Raw genomic sequence first — 17,299 nt, forward strand, 5'->3', positions numbered from 1 at the left:
CACGCCACTGGGGCGTGGACTTGGCTGTTGGGTATTTCCGCAGCCTGTTAGGCCGTCGACGAGGTTCGGCAGGATGTCCCGCTGGGCCACCGCCCCGACAATTCCACACATATCGCGCTCCCAAAAAGTCGTGTCTGAATCCGTGACAGCGATGGTAGGGGCGACCTAGTGGAATTAAATTTCAAAATATACGTAAAAATGAAACGGCATGGCGATGCGCTATCATGTTGAAATTAAATTTCACGTAGAAGCCAGCAAGGAGCCGCCGATGCCCGGCATCACCCTCGACGATCTCGACCTGCGCATTCTCGCGATCCTGCAGGACGACGCGTCGGTGTCGAACCTGCAACTCGCCGAACGCGCGCTGTCGTCGCCGCCGACCTGCATGCGCCGCGTGCGCCGCTTGACGGAAGCGGGCGTGATCCGCCGGCAGGTCGCGATGCTCGATCCGGTCGCGATCGGCACGGCCGTCACGGCAATCATCGAGATCAGCCTCGACCGGCAGACGGCCGAAGACTACGACGCTTTCGAAGCGTACGTCTGCGCGGAGCCGGCGGTCACGCAGTGCTATCGCGTGTCGCCGGGGCCCGATTTCGTCGTGGTCGCCGATCTGGCCGACGTCGCCGAATACGATGAATTCGCGCGCCGGCTGTTCACGGGCGCGTCGAACGTCCGCAATGTGCGGACGTTCTTCTCGACGCATCGCGCGAAATTCGAGACCAATGCGCGCGTCGGGCATGCGATGCGCAAGCGCGGCAGGGAGTAGGGAACATACGCGGCGAGCGACGAGCGGCGACCGAAGCAATCAGAAAGCCAGCACCTGCTGCCCGGAATACCACCCCCCATGCCCCAACCCCGCACCTTCAAGCGACAGCAACGCGCGCTTGCGCTCGATGCCGCCCGCATACCCGGTCAAGCTCCCCGACGCACCGACGACGCGATGGCACGGCCCGATGATCGACACCGGGTTGCGTCCGACCGCGCCACCGACGGCACGCGCGGCGCTCGCCGGTAGTCCGACGCGCGCGGTCAGCTCGCCGTACGACACGAGCGTGCCGAACGGAATCGCGAGCAGTTCTTTCCACACGCTTCGCTGAAACGCGGTACCGCGCAGATGGACCGGCACCGAGAACGTCGTGCGCGCGCCGGCGAAGTATTCGGCTATCTCGTCGGCGACCGTGCGCGCAATGGGCGACGTGCGGTACACGTCTGCGCCCGGCGCGATCGCGAGCGACGGATAGTACTTCTGCCCGACGAAGAACAGCCCGGTCAGTGCATCGTCCTCGATACGCACGGCGATGTCGCCCAACGGGCTCGGAATCAGATGAGCGGGCATCATCGCAAAGCATCTCCATGAAGGCGCCACACATGCAGCGCCGCATACGCGCGCCACGGCGCCCAACGGCTCGTGCGCGGCAAGGTTGGTGCGACAGGCGGGCGGTCGCCGGCCTGCGTCGCAAACAACAACCGCTCATCCGCAGGGAACGCATTCGGCCACGCCATTGCGCGCATCGCGACGTACTGCACCGCGCGCTCGTCGAAGCCCGGCATCGCGCGTAGCGCGGCGAGCGTCGCGTCGAGCGGCGCCATCGGTTCGAGCGCGAGCGTGCCTTCGGCGACCGCCTGCGCGAGCGAAACGATCGCTTCCGCCGCGTCGCGCGCGACGCCGATCGACCGAAGCGCCGCCGGTGGCAGCGCGGCGAGCGTCGACGCAGCAGGCATCGCGTGTGCGAGTGTCGGCGGTGCGCCGTCCACGCGTGTGCCGAAATGCGCGGCGAGGCGCGCGAGCACCGCATCCGCATGCGTCGTCGCGAGATGTTCGCCGACGATCGCGCGGATCGCGATCTCGACGCCGTCGAACGCGCCCGGCACGCGCAGGCCCGGCGAGCCGTCGGCGAGTTCGCCGAGATGCGCGTCGATCACGTCGGGACGGCTGTCGAGATCGAACAGCCGCCGCACGCGCGCGAGCACGGTCGGCACGACCGGCGTCAGCGCGGGCGACACGGTGACGGCGAGCGCGAACCGGTGCGGCACGTGCGAGACGGACACCCAGCCCGTCACGCGGCCGGCACCGCGCGGCGCCGGCAGGTCGACGGCGCGCAGATAGCGTTGCGCGTCGATCCATTCGACACCGTCGATCTGCCGCTGCGCGAGAAAGCGCATCAGCTCCTGCCACGCGAACGGCGGGCGGTACGGCAGCGGAAATGTCATGTCGCCGCCGGCCGACGCGCCCGCCGCAGCGCTTTTGCGCAAGCGCAGCGGGTTCAGCCCATAGCGCTGCAGGAACAGATCGTTGAAGCGGCGCACGCTGCCGAACCCGGCCGTCGACGCGACGACGGCCACGGGCAACGCGGTGTCGGTCAGCAATCGCTTCGCCATCAGGAGCCGCTGCGTCTGCGCGAATTCGACCGGCGATACGCCGAACTGCGCGGCGAAGATCCGGCGCAGATGGCGCTCGGTCACGCCGACGCGCTGCGCGAGTGCGTGGACGGAGCGGCCGCCGTTCAGGAAACCGTCGTCGATCAGCGTCGCGGCCGCATTGGCGAGATTGCCCGACACGTCGAGCAGGCCGTGGCCCGGCGCGAGCTCGGGGCGGCAACGCATGCACGGCCGGAAGCCGGCCTTCTCGGCGGCCGCGGCGGTCGGGAAGTAGCGGCAGTTCTGCGCTTTCGGCGGCTTCACGGGACAAACGGGGCGGCAATACACGCCGGTCGTGCGCACGCCGACGAAGAACCAGCCGTCGAAGCGGCGGTTTCGCGACAGCAGGGCGTCGTAGCAGATGTCGGGATCGAGGCGCATGCGACGACTGTAAACCATCCGCCTCGTCGATTCTGGCTGAAATCGGGCATGTGTATCGGTCCTCCGGGCACGCCGCGCGCACCCCGGAAAACCGCTGGAAAAACGGTTAATGCCACACTGCGAAACAGTCGTCTCTTTTCGGCACCGGCAAATTGAGATGACTCATCGAAATCCCCGACTGACAGCGCGCCGCCCGACGCCCTATTCTTTGAAAAACGTTTTCCCAACATCGATCGGCGACCGGCCGCGCCGTGCAAGCGATGCGCCGCCGCCCGCCCCGGCGCCTGTCGCCGGTCACGAAATACCGTGCGGCGCGACAGGCGCGACCGCGCATGGAGACATTCATGCAATCTGCCGTCGTCGGCGTCGTGCGCGCCGCCAGCCGCTACCGCTGGACCGTCTGCGCGCTGCTGTTCTTCGCGACCGTCATCAACTACATGGATCGGCAGATCCTCGGCCTGCTCGCACCGATGCTGCAGCACGACATCGGCTGGACGCAGGTGCAGTACGGCCGGATCGTGATGGCGTTCTCGGCGTTCTATGCGATCGGCCTGCTCGGGTTCGGGCGCATCGTCGACTGGCTCGGCACGCGCATCTCGTACGCGGTCGCGATGCTGGTCTGGAGCATTGCCGCGATGCTGCACGCGGCGGTCGGCTCAGTGGCCGGTTTCGCGTTCGTGCGTGCGCTGCTCGGCATCGGCGAGGGCGGCAACTTCCCGGCCGCGATCAAGACGACGGCCGAATGGTTTCCGCGCCGCGAACGCGCGCTCGCGACCGGCATCTTCAACTCGGGCGCGAACATCGGTGCGGTGTTCGCGCCGGCGATCATTCCGGCGATCGCGGTCGCGTACGGCTGGCGTGCGGCGTTCGTGATCGTCGGCGCCATCGGCATCGTCTGGCTCGCGGTGTGGCTCGTGTTCTACCGCGCGGCCGATACGCGCGCGCTCGCCGCCGAATACGACGAGCCGCGCGACGAGGCCGAGGCGCTCGACGCCGCGAACGCCGACGCCGGTGCGCCGCGCTGGCGCGAACTGATCCGCAAGCGCGAGACGTGGGCGTTCCTGATCGGCAAGTTCCTGACCGACCCGGTCTGGTGGTTCTATCTGTTCTGGCTGCCGAAGTGGCTGAACGAATCGCGCGGGATGGACATGCAGCACATCGGCCTGCCGCTCGTCTGCATCTACGCGCTGACGACGGTCGGTAGCATCGGCGGCGGCTGGATTTCGTCGATGCTGCTGCGTGCGGGCTGGAGCGTGAACCGCGCGCGCAAGACGGCGATGCTGATCTGCGCATGCTGCGTGCTGCCGATCGCATTCGTGTCGCAGGTGCAGAACCTCTGGGCGGCGGTGCTGATCGTCGGTCTCGCCGCCGCCGCGCATCAGGGCTGGTCGGCGAACCTGTTCACGACGGCGTCCGATCTGTTTCCGCGCCGCGCAGTGGCATCGGTGGTCGGGATCGGCGGCATGGCCGGCTCGATCGGCGGCGTGCTGTTCTCCGAAGTGATCGGGCAGGTGCTGCAGCGTACGGGCCACTACTGGGTGCTGTTCGCGATCGGCGCGCTCGCGTATCTGCTCGCGCTCGCGATCATGCATGCGCTGACGCCGAAGATGAAGCCGGCGAAGCTCGATGCATGACGGCAGTCGTTCGCGCGTGTGCGCCGCGACGGGCGGCGCACGCGCTGCTTCACGCGGCCGGCGCCGTGGATGCGCGCACGATCAGCCGCGGCTCGAATGTCGAGTAGCTCGCGTCGGTGCGGCCCGCGAGCGCGTCGATCAGCTTTGTCATCGCGAGTTCGCCCATGTTCTCGCTCTGGATGTCGACGGTGGTCAGCGCGGGCGCCGCGTATTCGCCGTACGGCACGTTGTCGACGCCGGTGACGGAGACGTCCTGCGGCAGCCGGAAACCGAGCGACGCCGCTTCCTTCATGAAGCCGAGCGCGATCAGGTCGTTGTAGCAGATCACGGCCTGCGGGCGCTGCGGCCCGAGCATCACGCGCGAGCATGCGCGCTCGCCGGCTTCGGCGGTCGGCGCGTGCGCATCGTAGACGTCGAGCGTCAGGCCGGCTTCCGCGAGACAGTCGCGCGCGCCTTCGATCCGCTCGTCGTTCACGCGCGCGGGCCCGAAGCCGAGATAGGCGATACGCGTGTGCCCGAGGTTCAGCAGATGGCGCGCGAGCATGTACGTCGACAGCCGGTTGTCGATGCCGACGCTCGGAATCGGCAGGCCCGGGCTGCGCCGCAGCAGCACGAGCGGCTTGTGCAAATCGAGCATCCAGCCGGCTTCTTCGTCGGGCATCCGCGTGCTGACGATCAGCCCGTCGACGCGCTGCGCGAGCGCCTCGATCAGCGAGCGTTCGCGCGCCTGATTCTCCTCGGTATCGACGAGCAGCAGCGTGTAGTCGTGCTGCAGCGCGACGCGGTTCGCGCCTTTCACGACGTTCGTGAAGTGCGGGTTGCTGATGTCGAGAATGACGAGGCCGATGGTGCGCGTGCGGCCGGTGATCATCGAGCGCGCGAGCGGGTTCGACCGATAGCCGAGCCGCTCGATCGCTTCCTTGAGCCGCGCCTCGACGCTCGGCGAAAAGCGCTGCGTGCCGTTCACATACTTCGACACCGTCGCGACCGATACGCCGGCTTCCGCGGCGACGTCCCGGATCGTCGGGGAAACTTTTTTCATTCGAAGGGTAACGTTTTCTTTCGGTAACGCCGGATTGTGGCAGAAAAAGTCCGTGCAAGGCACGCCGCGCCGGCTCGGGAAAATGCGGATGCCGCCGCGCCGCACTCGCCATTGACGTGCCGAATTTGTCGCGCGTATAGTTGGAAAACGTTTTCCAATTCAATACGATTCAACCGCAACAACCGATTCAAGGAGATTCGATGAACGCCTCAACCACCGGTACGCGCAAACCGTTCCGGCGCCTGCTGCTGACGGGCGCGGCCGGCAACCTCGGCCGTCAGCTGCGCGGCGCGCTCGCGGAATGGGCCGACATCGTGCGCGTCAGCGACATCGCGTCGCTCGGCGAAGCCGCTGCACACGAAGAAACGCAGGTCGTCGATCTGGCCGACCGGCCGGCCGTGATGCACCTCGTCGAGGGCGTCGATGCGATCGTGCATCTGGGCGGCATCTCGGTGGATGCGCCATTCGACGATCTGGTCGGCGCGAACATCACGGGCACGTACAACATCTACGAAGCCGCGCGCCGGCACGGCGTGAAGCGGATCGTGTTCGCGAGCTCGAACCATGCGATCGGCTTCCATCCCGTCACCGAAGTGCTCGACGCCGATGCGCCGCAGCGCCCGGACAGCCTGTACGGCGTGACGAAATGCTTCGGCGAGGCGCTGTCGCGCTATTACTTCGATCGCTTCGGAATCGAAACGGTGTGCCTGCGGATCGGTTCGTCGTTCGAGGAGCCGAAGAATCCGCGCATGCTCGTCACGTTCCTCAGCTATCGCGACTTCATCGAGCTCGTGCGCTGCTCGCTGCTGACGAACCGCGTCGGACACGCGATCGTGTACGGCGTGTCCGACAACCCGGTGAAGTGGTGGGACAACACGAAGGCCGGCTTTCTCGGCTTCCGGCCGCGCGACAGCTCCGAGCAGTTCGCGGGGCTGTTCCCGATCGCCGCGCCGACGGCCGATTACGACGATCCGGCGCAGCGGTTCCAGGGCGGCGCGTTCGTCGTCGGCGAGCCGATGGAGCGGCGCGCGTGAAGCTGCGCCGATGAAGCGGCCGCGCGGCGCGCGATCGTTGCGCCGCCGCGGTGATCGGTGCAGCGCGTCAGCGCAGAATGTCGGTCGCCTTGTGATGCTCGTCGACGCCGTCGATCAGGATCAGCGGCCCGCTTGCATGCCGTGCGCGCAGCGGCTGGATCTGCCGATACGCGTCCGACTCGTACCACGCGCGCGCGGTTTCCATGTCCGCGAATGCGATGGCGATCAGGTCGCCGTGCCACGTGCCCTCGCGCACGTCGGGCCGTGCGCCGTGAATCGCGAAGCGGCCGCCGAACGGCGCGAGCGTGTCGTCGATGCGCTCCAGGTATTCGACGATGTCGTCGCACATCTCGACGTCGTGCAGGTGAGCGATGGCATAGGCGGTCATGAGGGGCTCCTTCGCATGATGCGGTTTGGTGGGCGATGGAGCGATGATCGGCCGCGCGGCATCGCGCGTCGATTACCTGCGACGTAATGAGAATGCGTCCGGCTCAGACCGGATAGGCGTCGTCGACTTTCAGGTTGGCGAGCCGGAACAGTGTGCGCAGCGTCTGCGGATGGATGTCGCGGCGTGCCGCGAGCGACGTCAGGATGAAATCGAGCACCTTCGAATAGCGCAGCAGCACGAGACAGCGTGCGAGATCGGTGCTGCCGCGCAGGCTTTCCGCGAGACGGACCATCTCGGTCGACAGCGCGCGCGCCATCTCGAGTTCCATCTGCTGTTTCTCGGTCCACTCGGGCAGCGGCTGTTCGAGCAGTTTCGCGAGAAAGATCTGGAACGACGTATCGGAGGAATTCGGCAGCGCATCCATGATGACCTCGTTGCTGGCTCGGATCGACGGCACGCGACGCATGGCGGCGGTGCGCGATCGCGGGATCGCACCGCACGGCGGCGCGGTGTTTCCTTCAGCAGGATGCAGATTCCGTACCAGCGTCGCGATACGCTGGCGGCGCGACGCGCGCCGGCCGCGTCCGATCGGGCTGCGCGGCCCGCCCGGCGCGGGCTGCGCGCCGAAACGCGGGTTCGACGCCGTGCGCGACGAGGCGTGTTGTTTGCCGTGTGCGCGTGTGCGACATCGCGAAATGCTTCACGCATGTAACGTAACGTCGACACGAAACGCACGCGACGTTTCGGCACGGACGCACGCACGCGCAACCGGTGCCGTATCGACGCGCGTACGCTGCGGCGCACACGCAGCGATGTTTCATCGGCGAGACGGCGCGTGTGCAGCGAATGGCGCCGCGCGTCGCCGAATCCGTCGGACGAAAAAAATCCGCTGCACGCGTCGTACAGCGGATCGTATGGGCGCGAGACGACGCGCGCGCCAGAGTCAGAAGATGAAACCGGTGTTGATGAACTTCGAGTAGTGATCGGAGACGATCGTATCGAGCAACTGCTTGCTGCTCTCCGTCTGCTTCGCGGCCACCATCGAGCGAATCGAGAACGCGCGCAGCGCGTCGGTCACGGACAGCGTGCCTTCGGCCGAATCCTTGCGGCCGGCGAACGGGAACACGTCGGGGCCGCGCTGACACTGGCAGTTGATGTTCACGCGGCACACCTGGTTCACGAGCGGATCGACGAGTGCGCCGATCTGCGCCGGGTCGGAGCCGAAGATGCTGACCTGCTGGCCGTGCTCGGACGTCGTCACGTAGTCGAGCGCCGTCTCGACGTCGTCGAAGGGCGCGACCGGAATGATCGGCCCGAACTGCTCCTCGCGATACAGCTTCATCCCTTCGGCCACCGGATAGACGACCGCCGGATAGAACAGCGTCTTGCAGAACACGCCGCCCGATTCGTTGACGACCTGCGCGCCCTTCGCCTTCGCATCGTCGATCGCGTCGGTCATGTAAGCGGTGCGATGCATGCCGGGCAGCGGCGTGATCGATACGCCTTTCTCCCACGGCATGCCGATCTTCAGCTGCTCGAGCGCGGCGGTGAAGCGCTTGAGGAATTCGTCGACGATCGAGCGGTGCACGAGCAGCATCTTCAGCGCGGTACAGCGCTGCCCGTTGAACGACAGCGCGCCGAGCAGGCATTCCTTGACGGTCAGGTCGAGATCGGCGTCGGGCAGCACGATCGCCGCGTTCTTCGCGTCGAGGCCGAGGATCGCGCGCAGGCGATGCGATTTCGGATGCTGTTTCTTCAGATGGTCGGCGACCTTGCTCGAACCGATCAGCGCCAGCACGTTGATCTTGCCCGACGCGAGCATGTGCGGCACGACCACCGCGCCCGGTGCGTAGATCGTGTTGATCACACCCTTCGGAAACGCGTCGCGGAACGCTTCGAGCAGCGGCTCGAACAGCAGCGTGCCGTACTGCGGCGGCTTGAACACGACGGTATTGCCCATCAGCAGCGCGGGAATCAGCGTCGCGAACGTTTCGTTCAGCGGATAGTTGTACGGCCCCATGCAGAGCACGACGCCGAGCGGCGTGCGACGGATCTGGCCGATCGTGCCTTCGGCGATCACGAAGCGCGAGTTCGCGTTGTCGAGCTCCTTCAGCGCCTCGATCGTCTGCGTCATGTACGTGACGGTGCGATCGAATTCCTTCTGCGAGTCGGCGAGGCTCTTGCCGATTTCCCACATGATCAGGTTCACGACGAGCTCGCGCTGCGCGACCATCCGCTTGATGAAGTCCTGCATGCACGCGATGCGCTGCTCGACCTTCATCGTCGGCCATTCGCCGCGGCCGGCGTCATACGCGCGCACGGCGGCGTCGAGCGCCGCGTCGCTTTCCGCTTCGCCCATCACCGGATAGCTGCCGATCTCGACCTGCTCGACGCTGCCGTCCGGCTGCCGCGCGCATACCGGCGACAGCACGGTTTTGGTCGCGCCGTCCCACGGCCGCAGCTCGCCGTCGACGAGCGACACGCGCTGGTGGATCGGCGCACTCAGCCGGAATTCGGCCGGAATCTGGTCGAGGGCGGGAAACAACTGCTGCAGGGAAGCGGAATCGGGCATGACGGTCTCGTTTGACGGGTGTCCGGGAAGGACGGGCGATGCGGAATCCTGAGCTGAACGATCCTCGATCCTGAATCGGCATGATGACGCGCGCAGCGTGGCGCGTCACGCGAAACCTCGGCCGAAACGCGGAATGGAACCAGTTCCATTAAAAAGGAACGTCACATCGAATGCAAGCCGCGCCGCGCGAATTCGCATCCCGCGAAAGAAAAATGTAAGACTGTGTCGTCATGCCGGGAATAACGCGTTTTTGCGACGCGCAAACGTTTGACATTGCCCGGTTTGGGGCGATAATGGCGCCGCGCGGCCAAGTAAAAAATGCACGGAACCTGAGAGAAAAGACGCAGTGAACGACGAAAGTGCCGCCGCGCTGCCGAAGCGAGGTCGGCTGCCCGGAGCGCCGGGTCGGGGTTACCCGGCCCGGCGCGCGCCGGACCAGGGGCGCGTCGGCTTGTCCGGATGCCCACGCATCGCGCCGTTACTCGACATCCTCGTCATCCTCCGCATCGGTCTCCACCGTCACGGCTTCGTGCCGCGGCGCCGCGTAAGCGCTCGCCTGTTCGAGCAGCCACGCACGAAACAACTCCAGCGGCTTGCTGTGACTGAACTCCGTCGGATACACGAGGTAGTAGGCCGAGTCGCCCACGGTCGCGGCGTCGCAGGGCACGACGAGCCCGAGCTGCTGCAACTGTCCTTCGACGAAGAACTTCGGCACGAGCGCGACGCCGAGGCCTGCCGCCGCCGCGCTGATCAGCATCGTATGCAGTTCGTAGCGCACGCCCTGCATCGTGCGGATGTCCTCGACGCCGTGTGCCTCGAACCACTGTGCCCACGCGCCGGGGCGCGTCGTCGAGTGCAGCAGCGGATACGCGAGCAGGTCGTCGACGCGCGTGACGGGCCCGTCGAGCAGCGCCGGCGAGCAGATCGGCACGACTTCCTCGCCGAACAGATAGTCGGACGACGTCCCCGGCCAGGTCGGCTTTCCGTAGTGGATCGCCGCTTCGAAATGGGTGTCCTCGAACGAGAACAGGTCGGTGCGGCTGCCCATGTTGACGCGCACGTCCGGCGTGCGATCGTAGAAGCTCTTGATGCGCGGAATCAGCCAGTGCGACGCGAACGTCGGCAGCACGGCGAGTTCCAGATACCCGCCGCCGCTGCCGTGCGCGATGATCGATAGCGTGTCGCGGTCGAGCGCCTCGAGCGCGCGCCGCACCTGCGTGCCGTAGAGCTTGCCCGCTCGCGTGAGCACGACGCGCTGCTTCACGCGTGCGAACAGCCGCACGCCAAGGCTCGATTCGAGCGTCGCGATCTGCCGCGAGACGGCGCTTTCGGTCAGGAACAGTTCCTTGGCCGCGTGCGTGAAGCTTTCATGACGCGCGGCCGCTTCGAAGGCCACGAGCGCGCCCATGTTCGGGATCTTGAATTTGCGCATGATGCTCGATTCGTCTGATCGACGGAGGCGCCCCGAACGGCAGGGCGGCGGCCCGCGAATAATTCCAAAAACTCATCACGTGTCAATTTAATCTCGCTTTACGCGCCGCTGCAACCCTTTGAATAATGCATCCCACGCAAGGCCCGGCGCCCGCGCGGCTGCCGGGCCGCCCCGTTTTGCCGGCTGCGCCGCGCCGGCCGATCCGACACGAGAGATCCTGATGCGCAATCCGAATATCGACAGCCTGCTGACGAAGCTGCTGGGACAGGCGAAAACCGACGCGCTGTTCGCGACCCTCAACATGCCGTCCATCTTCGACGAATGGGAAACCGGCGTCGTCACGCGCGCGGAAATCGCGCAGGCGATGAACATGGCGCTGTTCGAAGGGCTGCTCGAGCGTTCGCCGAACGGCCGCGCGTACACGGCGGAAACGGTCGAAAAGGGCGGCTCCGTGTATTTCGATCACGGCGCGCTGCGCACGGTGCGCTGGCCGCACAACGGCGCGCTGCCGCCCGGCGAAGCGGCGTTCACGCGCATTCTGCGTCCGCTCGGCTTCCGGCTGAACGGCCGCTATCCGCTCGACAAGCTCGGGATGACGGGGCGCGCGTATGCGCACGAGGACGCGCCCGACGAGATCGCGCAGTTCTTCGTCAGCGAACTGCATCCGGAGCGCTTCTCGAAGGAGTTTCAGCAGGCGGTGACGAACGTGATCGGTTCGTCGCGCGATCCGCTGTCGCCGGCCGCCGTCGCGCTGCTGTGGGAGGTCGAGCGCGAGGGCTGGCTGCCGCTCGATGCCGCGCATGAACTGCTGCCGGCGATCGTCGGCGCGTTCGCGCGCCAGCACGACGTGCCGAGCGAACTCGACTACGAGACGCTGCTGCTCGAATCCGCCGAGATGGCGTGGATCGCGACGGAAGGCAACGCGTTCAATCATGCGACCGATCGCGTCGTCGACGTGTTCGCGCTGTCGGACGAAGAAAAGGCGAAGGGCCGGCCGATGAAGCCGGAAGTCGAGCGCTCGCGCTCGGGCCGCGTGTTCCAGACCGCGTACCGCGCCGACATCGTCGAGCGCGAGTTCCGCACGCGCGACGGCGGCATCGTCAAGCGCAACGTGCCGGGTTCCTTCTACGAATTCATCACGCGCCGGCGTACGTTCGACCAGGCGCAGCGCCGCTGGGTCACCGACCTGCGCTTCGATGCGGGCAACGCGCAGGGCATCTTCAAGATGACGGCGAACGCGTCGCGGTAAACGGGAAACGCGCGCCGCGTGGCGCGCGAGTGGCCGCGTCGGCGGCGGAAACGACGCTATCGCATACGCGGCCGCGTCGTCAGAACAGGTGCGTGAACAGGTAGAACAGCACCAGCAGTCCGGCCGGCACGCCGAGCAGCCACGCGATCAGGTATTTGCCCATCTCGTCCTCCTGACGAATGACCGCGGCGCCCACGGCGCCGCGGCCGGTTTGTTTCAACGCGCGATTACAGCTCGCGGTCGAAATCGGTCAGCTGGCGTTCGGCTTCGTCGCGCGCGATCCCGTAACGCTCCTGGATCTTGCCGACCAGATAGTCGCGATTGCCTTCGGCGACCGCGAGATCGTCATCGGTCAGCTTGCCCCACTTTGCCTTCAGCTTGCCGGTGAGCTGCTTCCATTGACCCTTGATCTTGTCTTCGTTCATCGTGTGCTCCTTGGTGTCGTGGCGGAAAAATGGCGCGGCCGCTCGCCGCGCGGAGGTCAGGCCTTCGCCTTCAGGCCGGATGCATCGACGTGCTTGACGCCCTTGATCGAACGCGTGACGGCAATCGCCTTCTTCACCGCGATCTTGGTCGGCAGCACGCCGGTCAGCGTGACGACGCCGTCGACCGTCTTGACGTCGATATCCATGCTCTTCACGCCATCGGTCGTCGCGAGTTCGCTCTTCACCTTCGTCGTGATCCACGTATCGGTGACGGGCTGATTCGACTCGGCCTTCGTGTCGCCCGTGGCCGAAGCGTGTGCGTACGCATTGCTCAGCGGCGCAGCGCCGAGCAGAAAGGCCGCGCTGGCGGCGAGCAGCGTCGAAAGGTGTTGGGGCTTGTTCATTGATGTTCTCCCTTGGTTGACGTGAAAAAAACGTGACGGCAGCGTGACGCGCAACGCGTCATTGCGCGATCGGCGTGTCGTAGCCGGGCTCGCGCGGCGGCATGTCGGGCCGCGGAATGTCGGGCGGCAGCGGCACCGGCGGATCGGTGCCCGGCGCCGGCTCGGGCGGATGGTCCGGCGGTTCCTGCGGCGTCGGATCGGGTGTCTGATGCAGCTTCATCGTCGTACTCCTCTCCTTGAATGTCGGGTGGCAGCGCGTGAGCGCCGATGCAACTCCAGCGTACCGATGCGCGAACGGCCCGGCATCGCGCAAATTCACCTGATCCACTAGTGCGTTTGCACGGGAAAAGTGCCTGGCCCCGATGCGTCGCGCGCGGCCGATCCGTGCGTCGGCGCGCCGAACGGCGGACTGCCGCACGGTCCGTGCGCCGCGCGCGCGGTTACTATTGCGGCTACGCCTGTTCATGCCGATGACGGGCTCGCGTACGCGCGTCTGCATCGACCGATGCCGGCGCAGACGGCGCGCACCGCCCGTGTAGCGACGGCCGCGACAAACGACGCGGCAATGCAGTCGCAAGACGCGTTCCTCCTGTTTCGCAAATTTCATGCGTGGCGACGAGTGAGCGGAAAGAGGCGCAGCGCATCGTCGCTGCGGCCGGCGGCTGCGCGGTCGCCGCGCGGGCCGTCATCGGCGTGAACAGACACGCGTGTATCGCGCAGGCTGCGCTGCACGCGAACGCCGCCGCATGCGCCGGCCTGCGCGTGCGGCAACAGGCGCCGGCCGATGGCCAGGCTGACGACGGGATAACCATTCGATGAACGAGCAAGTGAACGAACAGGCGCTGAAGTCGCATACCGACAGACGCCAGCTGCATCAGATCATCGCGGGCCTTACCGAGGGCGTGATTCTGATCGAACCCGATCAACGCATCGTCTGGGCGAACGAGGCCGCCCTCGCGATGCACGGCGTGACCGAGCTGAAGGCGCTCGGGGACAACGTCACCGAGTATCGCGAGCGTTTCCGGCTGCGCTACCGGAACAATCATCCGGTGCGCGACGGCCACTATCCGATGGACCGCGTGATCGCCGGCGAGGAGTTCAGCGACGTGACGGTCGAAGTCGAATCGGCCGCCGACGACAACGTTACCTGGGTGCACCGGATCCGCAGCCTCGTGCTGACGAATGCGGCGGGCGAGCCCGACTGCCTCGCGCTCGTGCTGCACGACGCGACCGAGTGGGCGAGCGCGGAGGAGCGCTTCGAGCGCACGTTCAACGCGAACCCGGCGCCGGCCGTGATCTGCCGGCTCGAGGATCTGCGTTACGTGAAGGTGAATCAGGGCTTTCTCGACATGACGGGCCACACGCGCGACGACGTGCTCGGGCGCTCCGTCTACGAAGTCGACGTGCTCGAGCAGGCCGAGCGGCGCGAACTCGCGATCGAGCGCTTGACCGAAGGCGCGACGATTCCGCAGATGGAGGCCGTGCTCAAGCGCGCGGACGGCACGCCGAACGCGGTCGTCGTCGCGGGCCAGCCGATCGACATGAACGGCGAAGCGTGCATGCTGTTTACGTTCATGGATCTGGAGCCGCGCAAGCTCGCGGAGCGCGCGTTGCGGCAGAGCGAGGAGCGTTTCGCGACCGCATTCCGGATGGCGCCGGTCGCGACCGCGATCGTCACCGCGGACCGCTTCGAGCTGCTCGACGTGAACGATGCGTTCGTCGCGATGACGGGCCATCCGCAGGACGAACTGCTCGGCAAGTCCGCGGACGAAATCGGTCTGTGGGCCGAGCGCGGCGCGCGGCAGCGTATCGACGCGCAGCTCGCGAAGGACGGCATCGTGCGCAACGCGGACGTGCAGATCCGCACGCGCGACGGCGACGTGCGCGATTGCGTGGTTTCCGCCGATTCGGTCGCGATCCACGGACAGGACTGCCTGCTGATCGCGCTGCTCGACATCAGCGATCGCAAGCGCACGGAAATGGAGCTCGTCTACGCGATCGAGACGGCGATGCAGGACGCGTCGTGGTTCAGCCGCACGCTGATCGAGAAGCTCGCGAACGTGCGCCGCGCGAATGCGCCGGACGCCGGCGCTCAATTGTCGGACCTGACCGCGCGCGAGCGCGACGTGTTCGATCTGTTGTGTCACGGCCTCGCGGACAAGGAAATCGCGGGCCGTCTCGGGCTCGCGCCGAACACGGTGCGCAATCACGTCGCGACGATCTACGCGAAGCTCGACGTGCATAGCCGCGGCGAAGCGATCGTCTGGGCGCGCGAGCGCGGGATCGTCGGTTCCGTCGACATGAACGGCGCGCGCGGCGACAAGGGCGCGAAGCGCGACGACGACTGAGCGACCGCGCCGCGCGGTGCCGGGTGCGCGGCGCCCCGTGCGCGGCACCACGGTCGGGTGCGGATGCACCAGACGCGCTGGTGCATCCGCATCTGACGCAGGCGGCCGGCGTTTGCGATCCTGTCCGTTCGACGGCGCGGCGCCGGCGTGCCGCGCCCGTCGGCTCTAGGTCGAACATCACGGGAGACGACGATGGACAGAAATCGCATCGAAGGCAGGCGCAAGCAGATTCGCGGTTCGGTCAAGGAAGCGCTCGGCAAGGTGACCGGCGACCGCGAGACCGAAGCGGAAGGTGTGGCCGAGCAGAAGGCCGGCCGCATGCAGGAGCAGGCCGGCGAAGCGGCCGATGCGCTGCGCTCGCGCACGAATCGCGAACGCGACTGACGCGCAGGCATGAGCCCCGGCGCCGCCGCGCGGGCCCCACGCTCGTGCGCGCAGGGGCGCGGCGTGCTTGATGCCGCGTCCGCATGACCGGCGCGATTTGGCATCGCTGGACAGCCCGACGCCGGCGCGCGGCGGGCATTTCGTCGATTCGCCGGCGGTCAGCCGCCGCGTGCCGCGGCGCCGGTCGCGTCATCATGAGTTGATGACGATTACGCACAACATAGTTCCGATATTTCGTTTGCCGCTCGGGTATTGGCTACCCACAATCCTTTCACCTCCCTCGCGGTGAAAGGTTCCCGGAGACCGGACCGCAGACCGCTCGGTCGACGCGCGGGAGGCGCGCCGACGCGCAGCCGCGCGTCGCATTTCGACGCTCAGAACAAGAGGACTGCCCCGATGACGTTCCGCCTCCGCCTGCTTTCCGCCGCCGCGCTGACCGTTGCGAACCTCGCGCTCCCGACGGGCGCGGCCCATGCGCAGGAAGCGATCGTCAAGGTCGGCGTGGCCGTGCCGCTGACGGGCGGCGGTGCCGCGTACGGCAAGGACATCGAGAACGGCGTGCGGATGGCCGTCGACGAAGCGAACGCCGCGCGCACGACGATCGGCGGCAAGCCGGTGAAGTTCGTGATTGCGTCGCAGGACGACCAGAGCGATCCGCGGATCGGCGTACAGGCCGCACAGCAGCTCGCGGACGGACAGGTCGCGGTCGTGATCGGCCACTTCAACTCGGGCACGACGCTGCCCGCGTCGAAGATCTACGCAAAGGCCGGCATTCCGATGATCACGCCGTCGGCGACGAATCCGGACATCACGCGCGCGGGCCTCGGCACCGTCTATCGCGTGATCGCGACCGACACGCAGAACGCCGGCAACGCGGGCGCGTATGCGGCGAGCATCACGAAGGCCAAGCGCATCGCGATCATCGACGATCGCACCGCGTTCGGTCAGGGCGAGGCCGACGAGTTCGAGAAGGCCGTGAAGGCGAACGGCGGCACGATCGTCGCGCGCGAATTCACGAACGACAAGGCCGTCGACTTCAGCGCGCAGCTCACGAAGATCAAGAGCGTGAACGCCGATCTGGTGTTTTTCGGCGGACTGGACGCGCAGTCCGCCATGCTGGTGAAGCGGATGCGCCAGCTCGGCATTCGCGCGCAGTTCCTGGCGGGCGGCGGCGTGATGAACGCGAACTTCATCAAGCTTGCCGGCAGTGCGGCGGAAGGCGCGGCCGTGTGGGAGTACGGACAGCCGCTGTCGCGACTCGCGAAGGGCAAGCTGTTCGAGACGAAATTCAAGCAGAAGTACGGCGTCGACATGCTCGCGTATGCGCCGTTCGCATACGACGCGACGTGGATCGCGATCAACGCGATGCAGAAGGCGAACTCGACGAAGCCGGCCGATTTCAACGCGGCGCTCAAGCGCACGCAGTACGACGGCATCACCGGCACGATCGCGTTCACCGAGACGGGCGACCTCAAGAATCCGAGCTCGACGCTGTATGAAGTGAAGAACGCCGCGTGGCAGCCCGTCACGACGAAGTCGGCGGACTGAGTAACCGTCTACCAAGTCAAGCCTTATGGAGCGAATCGTC

Annotated in this window: 17 protein-coding genes and 1 pseudogene; 7 read left to right on the plus strand and 11 right to left on the minus strand. The window is 66.7% G+C overall.

Annotation, left to right across the window (positions count from 1 at the left end; all coding sequences use genetic code 11):
- The first annotated feature begins 268 nt into the window (after positions 1-268).
- Complete coding sequence (locus ACSHSS_RS27225; protein WP_261532433.1) at positions 269-766, plus strand: Lrp/AsnC family transcriptional regulator; 498 nt, start codon at positions 269-271, stop codon at positions 764-766.
- Positions 767-805: 39 nt separating this feature from the next.
- Here ACSHSS_RS27225 and ACSHSS_RS27230 read toward each other — a convergent pair whose 3' ends face one another.
- Together ACSHSS_RS27230 and ACSHSS_RS27235 are read right to left on the minus strand one after the other, a co-directional pair.
- Positions 806-1,339 (minus strand): methylated-DNA--[protein]-cysteine S-methyltransferase, encoded by a 534-nt coding sequence (locus tag ACSHSS_RS27230; RefSeq protein WP_261532434.1) that lies wholly within the window; start codon positions 1,337-1,339, stop codon positions 806-808.
- Positions 1,336-2,817 (minus strand): DNA-3-methyladenine glycosylase 2 family protein, encoded by a 1,482-nt coding sequence (locus tag ACSHSS_RS27235; protein ID WP_261532435.1) that lies wholly within the window; start codon positions 2,815-2,817, stop codon positions 1,336-1,338. The genes ACSHSS_RS27230 and ACSHSS_RS27235 overlap by 4 nt, the downstream gene beginning before the upstream one ends.
- Positions 2,818-3,143: 326 nt before the next feature.
- Between ACSHSS_RS27235 and ACSHSS_RS27240 the strand changes: the two genes are divergently transcribed.
- Complete coding sequence (locus tag ACSHSS_RS27240) at positions 3,144-4,433, plus strand: MFS transporter (protein WP_012217659.1); 1,290 nt, start codon at positions 3,144-3,146, stop codon at positions 4,431-4,433.
- A gap of 49 nt (positions 4,434-4,482) precedes the next feature.
- On the opposite strand, the pseudogene ACSHSS_RS27245 reads toward ACSHSS_RS27240, so the two are convergent.
- A pseudogene (locus ACSHSS_RS27245) lies at positions 4,483-5,587 on the minus strand (LacI family DNA-binding transcriptional regulator).
- An 88-nt stretch (positions 5,588-5,675) separates the two neighbouring features.
- On the opposite strand from ACSHSS_RS27245, the gene ACSHSS_RS27250 reads away from it, so the two are divergent.
- A complete protein-coding gene (locus tag ACSHSS_RS27250; protein ID WP_043279037.1) occupies positions 5,676-6,509 on the plus strand; it encodes an NAD-dependent epimerase/dehydratase family protein in 834 nt (277 codons plus the stop codon).
- 67 nt (positions 6,510-6,576) lie between these two features.
- Here ACSHSS_RS27250 and ACSHSS_RS27255 read toward each other — a convergent pair whose 3' ends face one another.
- The 4 genes from ACSHSS_RS27255 to ACSHSS_RS27270 form a co-directional block, all read right to left on the minus strand.
- The gene (locus tag ACSHSS_RS27255; RefSeq protein WP_006414918.1) at positions 6,577-6,897 is read right to left on the minus strand and encodes a DUF1330 domain-containing protein; all 321 of its coding nucleotides are present in this window, start codon (positions 6,895-6,897) and stop codon (positions 6,577-6,579) included.
- 103 nt (positions 6,898-7,000) lie between these two features.
- Positions 7,001-7,321 carry a hypothetical protein gene (locus ACSHSS_RS27260; RefSeq protein ID WP_006397763.1) on the minus strand — a complete coding sequence of 107 codons (321 nt, stop codon included), beginning with the start codon at positions 7,319-7,321 and terminating at the stop codon, positions 7,001-7,003.
- A gap of 519 nt (positions 7,322-7,840) precedes the next feature.
- Positions 7,841-9,469 carry an NADP-dependent glyceraldehyde-3-phosphate dehydrogenase gene (locus ACSHSS_RS27265; protein ID WP_006397766.1) on the minus strand — a complete coding sequence of 543 codons (1,629 nt, stop codon included), beginning with the start codon at positions 9,467-9,469 and terminating at the stop codon, positions 7,841-7,843.
- A gap of 478 nt (positions 9,470-9,947) precedes the next feature.
- On the minus strand, positions 9,948-10,901 hold the full coding sequence (locus ACSHSS_RS27270; protein ID WP_006397767.1) for a LysR family transcriptional regulator: 954 nt from the start codon (positions 10,899-10,901) through the stop codon (positions 9,948-9,950).
- Between the two features lie 220 nt (positions 10,902-11,121).
- Here ACSHSS_RS27270 and ACSHSS_RS27275 point away from each other — a divergent pair, with 220 nt between their 5' ends.
- Entirely contained in the window at positions 11,122-12,150 is a 1,029-nt protein-coding gene (locus ACSHSS_RS27275; protein WP_006397768.1) for a DUF1338 domain-containing protein, read from the plus strand.
- Positions 12,151-12,229: 79 nt separating this feature from the next.
- On the opposite strand, the gene ACSHSS_RS27280 is transcribed toward ACSHSS_RS27275, so the two are convergent.
- From ACSHSS_RS27280 to ACSHSS_RS27295, 4 genes are read right to left on the minus strand one after another with little or no spacing between them, the layout of a single operon-like run.
- Positions 12,230-12,370 (minus strand): hypothetical protein, encoded by a 141-nt coding sequence (locus ACSHSS_RS27280; protein WP_162836800.1) that lies wholly within the window; start codon positions 12,368-12,370, stop codon positions 12,230-12,232.
- Positions 12,371-12,377: 7 nt separating this feature from the next.
- Positions 12,378-12,575 (minus strand): CsbD family protein, encoded by a 198-nt coding sequence (locus ACSHSS_RS27285; RefSeq protein WP_006397770.1) that lies wholly within the window; start codon positions 12,573-12,575, stop codon positions 12,378-12,380.
- Positions 12,576-12,631: 56 nt separating this feature from the next.
- Positions 12,632-12,979, minus strand: coding sequence for a BON domain-containing protein (locus tag ACSHSS_RS27290; protein WP_261532436.1), 348 nt, complete (start codon positions 12,977-12,979; stop codon positions 12,632-12,634).
- A gap of 58 nt (positions 12,980-13,037) precedes the next feature.
- Positions 13,038-13,199 carry a hypothetical protein gene (locus tag ACSHSS_RS27295; protein ID WP_006404440.1) on the minus strand — a complete coding sequence of 54 codons (162 nt, stop codon included), beginning with the start codon at positions 13,197-13,199 and terminating at the stop codon, positions 13,038-13,040.
- Between the two features lie 595 nt (positions 13,200-13,794).
- On the opposite strand from ACSHSS_RS27295, the gene ACSHSS_RS27300 reads away from it, so the two are divergent.
- The 3 genes from ACSHSS_RS27300 to ACSHSS_RS27310 all read left to right on the plus strand — a co-directional run bounded on the left by ACSHSS_RS27300 (position 13,795) and on the right by ACSHSS_RS27310 (position 17,259).
- Entirely contained in the window at positions 13,795-15,327 is a 1,533-nt protein-coding gene (locus ACSHSS_RS27300) for a helix-turn-helix transcriptional regulator (protein WP_006397775.1), read from the plus strand.
- A gap of 192 nt (positions 15,328-15,519) precedes the next feature.
- Positions 15,520-15,711 carry a CsbD family protein gene (locus tag ACSHSS_RS27305; RefSeq protein WP_006397776.1) on the plus strand — a complete coding sequence of 64 codons (192 nt, stop codon included), beginning with the start codon at positions 15,520-15,522 and terminating at the stop codon, positions 15,709-15,711.
- A gap of 396 nt (positions 15,712-16,107) precedes the next feature.
- On the plus strand, positions 16,108-17,259 hold the full coding sequence (locus tag ACSHSS_RS27310; protein WP_006416439.1) for a branched-chain amino acid ABC transporter substrate-binding protein: 1,152 nt from the start codon (positions 16,108-16,110) through the stop codon (positions 17,257-17,259).
- Positions 17,260-17,299 lie beyond the last annotated feature (40 nt).

This window comes from Burkholderia sp. BC1 (assembly GCF_052683555.1).